The sequence below is a fragment of the Psychrobacter piscatorii genome, from assembly GCF_001444505.1.
In the GTDB taxonomy this organism is placed as follows: domain Bacteria; phylum Pseudomonadota; class Gammaproteobacteria; order Pseudomonadales; family Moraxellaceae; genus Psychrobacter; species Psychrobacter piscatorii_B.
Map to the genome: position 1 here is coordinate 1 of NZ_LNDJ01000139.1, position 5,255 is coordinate 5,255.

The window sequence follows — 5,255 nt, forward strand, 5'->3', positions numbered from 1 at the left end:
ATAATTTTATTTATCTAGGACAGCCCCCGGCGGTGGTGTTCGCTGAACGGCTCATATTGCACCCAAAAAACTTGCGAAAAGATAAGCACCAGTGTATATATTTTAAATACGGTATAAACAAGCAATAACGAGAGCATAGATTCTGAATATGAAATTTAACTACTCCCTCGATGACATGCGCAGTTTTTGCGCGGTTGTCCGCTACGGCAGCTTTCGCCAAGCCTCTATAATGCTTGACATGCCCCTATCGACATTGAGTCGCCGAGTTGCCAAACTAGAAGCAGATCTGGCACTTAGGTTGCTCAACCGAGATGCGCACCGCGTACAGTTGACCCATGCAGGGCAACAATATTATAAGAGCAGCGCCCATCTCTTTGATGAGTTAGAAAACGTCGCGTGTTGCTTACTACAAGATAAAAATGAGGCCAAAGGCACAATCAGAATCAGCGCCCCTGTCAATTTTGGTAGTGATATTTTAGCGCCGCATTTCAATGCTTTTTTAAAACAGTATCCAGATATCCATTTAGATTTGCGTCTGTCCAATCAGACCATTGATATTGACGCGCAAGCTATTGATGTCGCTTTTCGTATTGGTGAACACAGTGCCAATCATTGGATTGGGCGGCAGCTGACCAATATTCGCTTTATGATTTGTGCAGCCAGCGATATCGATGTATCCGATATCCAAACGCCCAATGATTTGGCAGGCTACCCTACGGTACTGTGCACCCCTATGTCTACTTGGCATCTACAGCATCGTATAACGGGCGAGGTACAGACGCATCAGCCAACAAATAATATCCGTCTAAAAGTTGATAATATTAGTTTACTAACGGGGGCTATTGCAGATGGTATCGGTCTAGGTTTCATCCCCGATTATGATGCACAGCCTTTGATCATATCAGGCGGTTTGCAGCAAGTATTGCCTGATTGGAATAACCAACCTAGAGGCTGCCAGATGCTTTATCGTGACCGTGATAACATGCCTCATCGCATGCATCTATTGATTGATTTTATCCTCAAGCGTTTTGGTAAGTAGACATTCCGCAAACGCTCACCGTTTTTAGAATAAATGCATCACAATATCATTGCTCTTATACTTTAAGTTTAATGTTTCAACTAGGTTTTCGACCCTGATGTTTTACGGCTTTAAATGTGTTAATCTTCGCAGCGCAACAGCGATCGACACGGCTGGGTGATTGACTATTTGACATAGAACGTCAGTACAAAGATCCATAATTTGCCTATAAAATATGCAATCAATAGTCACTTATCTACCTAGCCACTGACAGACATAAGTGACAATCGCTAATGATGACCGATACTAAGGCCAGTAATACCATGTCCCAAACCGACACCCATCCTCACAATGTTACACAGACACACTTGGCAGACTTACCGATCTTGTTTGAGTCGCTGCACATTGACACTCTGCCAAATGATGTACAGACAAAAATTGCACGCGTTGATGCTTGTCTGCCGCAAACACAATGCGGACTTTGTGAGCATCCAGATGGTTGCTTGCCTTACGCCGCTGCTATCGTATTAGAGGGTGAGCCATACAATAAATGTGTGCCTGGTGGCCAGCCAGTAACGGACGCTATCGCTCAGACGATTGGGATAGATAGTGAGGATAATACCTTAACAGCCGCACCATCACAGTGGCCGATAGATATGGCATCGGGGCGACCAACAGAGGTACGCGCTGTGATTCGTGAGGATGACTGTATTGGCTGCACTAAGTGCATTCCAGCCTGTCCTGTGGATGCTATCGTCGGTACTGGCAAACACATGCATACGATTTTTACCGATTTGTGCACAGGCTGTGAGCTATGTATCGCACCCTGCCCTGTTGATTGTATCGACTTGGTCGTTGTCGAGCGTGAGCTTTCTCCTTTTGATAGAGTAGCCGAACAAGAAGATTTAAGACAGCGCTACCACACGCATCTCAAACGCGTGACAGAACAACTGGCTGATACCAGCAATAGCAAACCTGTGGTCAGCATGGTAGAGGCCAAGCTCAACAATGCAGCGAGCCAATCGCTAAATATTAGCGAAGCACAAGCAAAGAATACCATTGCAGCAGCTAAGCTACGTACCAAAATTAAAAAACTCGAAAAGCAGCTCAGCGTGCGCGCCAATGATAAAAAACAAATGGAGCTTGAAGGCTTGCAAGCAGAGCTCGACGCATTACAAGCGGTGCTGTGATTACGTGATTGATACTTTAATAACTCATATAAATACCATCGCTAGCATATAATTTTGCAACACCACTCACTAAAATAATAGTTAAAACACCATGAGTAAAACGGTCAAACATAAAACAGCCGATACACCGCCCTCTAGAAGAATGCCCAATCGCGATGTGCGTCCATTTTTTGAAAAGCTAGCGGCGACGATTGACGAGCCTGTCACCGAGCTAAATTACGGCAGTAATTTCGAGCTGCTCATCGCGGTTATCTTATCTGCACAGGCAACTGATGTGAGCGTCAATATTGCCACTCAGCAGTTGTACCCCGTGGCGAACACACCTGAAGCTATACTGGCACTAGGCGAAGAAGGTCTAAAGACGTATATCAAAAATATTGGCTTATATAACGCAAAAGCCAAAAATGTCATCAAGACTTGCCGCGATTTGATTGAAAAGTTTGATAGCACCGTCCCTGACAACCGCAAAGATCTAGAATCATTAGCTGGTGTGGGGCGTAAAACCGCCAACGTAGTTTTGAATACTGCTTTTGGTCAGCCAACCATGGCGGTCGACACCCATATCTTTCGCGTGGGCAATCGTACTGGACTCGCTACTGGTAAAACGGTACTTATCGTCGAAAACAAACTGGTCGAGCGTATACCCGATGACTTTATCGTTGATGCGCATCATTATCTTATTTTGCACGGGCGCTATACCTGCCAAGCGCGTACACCCAAATGCGGCGCTTGCCCCGTCTATGAAGAGTGTATGTTTAAAGATAAAGCGACCTTTTTAGAACTATAACGTAGTGACACTCCTGTCTCAAAGACAAACTTATGTAGCCATGAACTGGCAAGTACCTACGTTTTACGACAGTGAATCACTTGTTGAGCATTTCTTATAGTATAGCAAGTGCTGCTCACTAGAGTTTTATAACGTTTCAGGGTAGAATAACCCTATTTTGCGTTAAGAGATTTTGGCAATTACCCCACTTCTGATAAGGCAATCTGCACACTGACAGTAGCCTATTAGAGCGAACATTGACCTAACTCTCTACCGCCATAGCCATAAAAGCTTATTATCATTGCTCCATATATGAACTGGTTGAATGATAGTAGGTCTAGATTTTAGCCAAATTGATGACAAAAACTTTGTTCAACACCGATTTTTAACATTGAGAAATACCGATTATCTGCCGCGTAAATGCGTGGTCAACATTAATTAAAGCAGCACCCAGAGTGTTGCTTTTCCTACCTTTATTGATTCAATTAAGCGATCCCATTATGCGTGAATACAACTTATTTACCTCCGAATCTGTGAGCGAAGGCCACCCTGACAAAATGGCTGACCAAATATCAGACGCCATCCTTGATGCTATCTTACGTGAAGACTTACACGCACGTGTGGCCTGCGAAACTTTAGTAAAAACAGGCGCGGTGATACTTGCCGGTGAAATCACCACAACTGCCAATATCGATTTAGAGCGTCTGGTGCGTGACACGGTCAACGGCATTGGTTATCACCACTCAGATTTGGGTTTTGATGGCGAGACCTGTGCTGTCATCAATATGCTGGGTAAGCAGTCTCCTGAAATCGCTCAAGGTGTCGATCGTAGCGACCCTGAGGAGCAAGGTGCAGGCGATCAAGGTTTAATGTTTGGTTACGCCAGTAATGAAACTGATGTATTAATGCCGGCCCCTATTGAATATGCTCACCGTTTGATGGAGCGTCAATCTGAGCTGCGCCGTGCAGGCGAGCTGCCATGGCTCCGTCCTGATGCCAAAGCACAGGTAACCTTGAAGTATGATGGCAACCGTCCTGCTGCAATCGATGCGGTCGTTCTATCAACCCAGCATGATCCGAGCATCTCGCAGTCTGATCTGCAAGAAGCAGTGATGGAATCTATCATCAAGCAAGTGCTACCGGCTGATCTGTTACATGCGGGTACACGCTACCATATCAATCCAACAGGTAAGTTTGTCATTGGTGGTCCTGTGGGTGATGCAGGCTTAACAGGCCGCAAAATCATTGTCGATACTTACGGCGGTATGGCGCGTCATGGTGGCGGTGCTTTTAGTGGTAAAGATCCCTCAAAAGTAGATCGTAGTGCTGCTTATGCCGTACGTTATGTGGCCAAAAACATCGTCGCAGCTGGTCTTGCTGATCGCTGTGAAGTACAAGTCAGTTACGCGATTGGGGTTGCTGAACCAACGTCTATCTCTGTCAATACCTTTGGTACGAGCAAAATCAGTAACGATGAGATCATTCGCCTGATTCGTACTCACTTTGATTTGCGTCCTTATGGCATCACTCGTATGTTGAACCTGTTACAACCAATGTATCAGCAGACGGCTACCTTTGGACATTTTGGTCGTCAAGGCTCAGAAACTGCCTTTACTTGGGAAAAAACAGACAAAGCGGATATCTTAAAAGCAGACGCTGGTTTATAAGAGTCATTACGTTGAATCATTTACAAACCGTCTTTATATACTAAAATTATCGACACTTATTATTAGGAGCAGCTTATGTCTCAAGACAGCAACACTCAAGACAACAATGTGGATGCAAGCATTGAAATCACCCCTGAAATGCAGGCGTTTTACCAACGCGCTGATGCTATCATCGGTGTCGCCAATAGTCAGCTAGGCCCTGATGCCCATTCAGGACAGGTAGGTGCTTCTTTGTTATATGCTGCCGCACGCTATAGCGCCTCCGTTGCCTCGATTGGCTTCGTGAAAGCCGATGATTTTGCCAAAGAAAAAGACGATATCGTCGAGTTTTATGTCAAGCAGTATCGCCAGATGCTAAGTGACAACTTGACAGATTATGCACAAAATTTCGATAAATATGTGCAGCTAAACCAAGATGATAAGCCAGCTGAATAAGTTGCTATTCTTATCTAGGTAGATATTCTGCTGTGACAATCGTCTGTATTTAACAAAAAACCCAAGCCGCTCAAGCTTGGGTTTTTTGTGTTATGTTATTGAGTCTATAGCCATCTATTAGTTATTAGACCTCTTGCAAAAGTCATATTCTAAGCTCGAAATTAATGATACCAGCAAAC

General features: G+C 44.6%; 5 protein-coding genes. All 5 read left to right on the top strand.

The genetic code is table 11. The annotated features are described in order from the left end of the window. Positions 1-148: 148 nt before the first annotated feature. The 5 genes from AS194_RS13360 (at position 149) to AS194_RS13380 (ending at position 5,076) form a co-directional block, all read left to right on the top strand. Positions 149-1,039, top strand: a complete 891-nt coding sequence (locus AS194_RS13360) for a LysR family transcriptional regulator (RefSeq protein WP_058025990.1) — start codon at positions 149-151, stop codon at positions 1,037-1,039. 302 nt (positions 1,040-1,341) lie between these two features. Further along, complete coding sequence (locus AS194_RS13365) at positions 1,342-2,208, top strand: RnfABCDGE type electron transport complex subunit B (protein ID WP_058025994.1); 867 nt, start codon at positions 1,342-1,344, stop codon at positions 2,206-2,208. A 91-nt stretch (positions 2,209-2,299) separates the two neighbouring features. After that, positions 2,300-2,995 (top strand): endonuclease III, encoded by a 696-nt coding sequence (gene nth / locus AS194_RS13370; RefSeq protein ID WP_058025991.1) that lies wholly within the window; start codon positions 2,300-2,302, stop codon positions 2,993-2,995. A 479-nt stretch (positions 2,996-3,474) separates the two neighbouring features. Next, entirely contained in the window at positions 3,475-4,641 is a 1,167-nt protein-coding gene (gene metK / locus AS194_RS13375; RefSeq protein WP_058025992.1) for a methionine adenosyltransferase, read from the top strand. Positions 4,642-4,716: 75 nt separating this feature from the next. Further along, positions 4,717-5,076, top strand: a complete 360-nt coding sequence (locus AS194_RS13380) for a DUF3144 domain-containing protein (protein WP_058025993.1) — start codon at positions 4,717-4,719, stop codon at positions 5,074-5,076. The last annotated feature ends 179 nt before the right edge of the window (positions 5,077-5,255 follow it).